General features: G+C 71.4%; 2 protein-coding genes, 1 tRNA gene and 1 pseudogene. 1 reads left to right on the top strand and 3 read right to left on the bottom strand.

The features are described from left to right. A pseudogene (locus RT309_RS14800) lies at positions 1–264 on the bottom strand (type II secretion protein F); the annotation flags it as partial. After that, positions 261–1,403, bottom strand: a complete 1,143-nt coding sequence (locus RT309_RS14805; RefSeq protein WP_313358262.1) for an ATPase, T2SS/T4P/T4SS family — start codon at positions 1,401–1,403, stop codon at positions 261–263. The gene RT309_RS14805 and the pseudogene RT309_RS14800, both read right to left, overlap by 4 nt. Positions 1,404–1,526: 123 nt before the next feature. Here RT309_RS14805 and RT309_RS14810 point away from each other — a divergent pair. Beyond that, positions 1,527–1,608 (top strand) — tRNA-Leu (locus RT309_RS14810). A gap of 18 nt (positions 1,609–1,626) precedes the next feature. Here the strand turns inward: RT309_RS14810 and RT309_RS14815 are convergent. Further along, positions 1,627–2,143 (bottom strand): zinc-binding dehydrogenase (locus tag RT309_RS14815; RefSeq protein WP_313358263.1); only part of this gene is annotated, 517 nt, incomplete at its 5' end.

The following is a 2,143-nucleotide window of genomic DNA, read 5'->3' on the forward strand; positions in this document are numbered from 1 at the left end:
GGCGCCCGCGAGCGCGGCGAGCCCGACCAGCACCGGGATGCCCGTGAGCAGCCACGCGAGAGCGGCTGAGACCGCGGCGATCGCGACCATGACCGCGGTGATCGTCCGCGTCGGCGTGCGCGCGTGCCCCGCCTCGTCGAGAAGCCGTCTCAGGCGGCTGCTGCGCGGTTCGCGAGCGGGTCGGTCTGGCTGCTGCGGCCAGAGCCACGGCGATGCGCACAGGAGCATGCCGGCACCGAGCAGCGCGCCGACGAGCAGAGTCATGTCGCGCCCTCCGCCCGGTAGACCGTCGTGCTGAGGATCCTGCCGTCGACGACCTCGCCCGTCGGCGAGATCACCTCGACGACGCGACGCGACCCGTCGGCCTCGCGTCGACAGTGCACGACGAACGAGATCGACGACGCCAGGGCGGGTGCGATGAAGGCGCGGTCGATGTTGCGCCCGGCGAGCAGCGGCAGCAGCGCGAGCTTCTCGAGGGCCTCGGCTGCGGAGTTGGCGTGCACCGTCCCCGCGCCGGGCACACCGGTGTTCAGCGCGAGCACGAGATCGAGCGCTTCGGCATCGCGGACCTCGCCGACGACGAGGCGATCGGGTCGCATGCGCAGCGCCTCTTTCACGAGCCGCCGCAGGGTGATCTCGCCGGTGCCCTCCAGGCTCGCCTGACGTCCCTGCAGCGCCACGACGTCGGGGCCGTCGACGGCGAGCTCGAACGTCTCCTCGACCGTGATGATGCGCTGATCTGCCGCGCAGGCGGCCAGCAGAGCACCGAGCAGCGTGGTCTTGCCCGCGTGCGTGGCGCCCGAGACGATGATGCTGCGGCCATCGCGCAGCCCGGCGAGCAGCAGGTCGGCGACGTGCTGCGGCACCGAGCCCTGCGCGATCAGCGCGTCGAGGGTGCGATGCCGGGTGAGGAACTTGCGGATGTTCACCGCCCACGATCCGCGCACAACATCGGCGATCGCGACGTGCAGCCGCGATCCGTCGGGCAGCGAGGCGTCGACGAACGGCTGGCTCACGTCGACCCGCCGCCCCGTCGTCTGCAGCATCCGCTCGACGAGATCGCGGATCAGGGCATCCGTCAGCTGCAGGTCGACGCGGTGGGTGGCGCCGCCCCTCGCGACGAAGACACGGTCGGGGCCGTTCAGCCAGATCTCCTCGATCTCGGGATCGTCGAGAAGCGGCTGCAGGGCGCCGAACCCCGAGACGGATGCCAGCACGTCACGCACGAGAGCCGCTTCGTCATCGACCATCGCCTCGCCGCGCTGCAGGGCGAGGTCGTTGTGCCTCCGCACCTCGACCTGGGCGATGCGTCGCGCCTCGTCGGGATGCGCCGCCGGGTCGGTGTTCTCCAGGCGCAGACGCCGACGCACTCTCTCGGCGACGGCGGCGGACGGATGACTCACGCCCGGCATCCTGACAGAGATCGTTCACCCGGCGCGGAAGTTATCCACAGCCGGTCGGCTCAGACCGTCACCCGGCGGATCAACGCGTGCCCCGAGCAGCCCGATCGCTAGACTCGGAAGCGCGCGGAAGTGGTGGAATTGGTAGACACGCAGGATTTAGGTTCCTGTGCCCCCGGGCGTGTGGGTTCAAGTCCCATCTTCCGCACCGTCGCCGCCGGCGCTCTCACGAGTCGATCGTCAGCACCGTCTTGCCTCGGGCGCGCTGCGAGCGCACCTTCGCCAGGGCGTCCTCCGCATGCTCGAGCGGCAGCTGCAGGTCGATGTACAGCAGGAATCGCCCGGCCTGCACCTCCTCGAGCAGGTGCTGCAGCGGCGCGCGCACGGGGGCCGCATAGTTCAGACCGCGCACCCGGATGCCGCGCACGGGCGCCACGTCATCGGCCGACACGGTGATCATCGCGCCCTCGTCGCGCACCACTTCCATGGCGCCCGCCGTGGTTCCTGCGGGGATCGCGACAGCGGCGTCCACCCCGCCCGGGTTCAGCGCACGAAGCTGCACTCGCCAATCGGCCCGGTAGTCGAGCGCGGCATCCGCGCCCAGCTCTCGCAGGTGCTCGAGGCTGCCCGCCGAGGCGGAGGCGACCACCCGCCATCCGGCGCGCACGGCGAGCGGCACGAGCATCGACCCGACTGCTCCGGATGCCCCGACGACGAACAGCGTGGACCCGGGCTCGGGGTCG

It is taken from the genome of Microbacterium sp. (assembly GCF_032084865.1).
Lineage (GTDB): Bacteria > Actinomycetota > Actinomycetes > Actinomycetales > Microbacteriaceae > Microbacterium.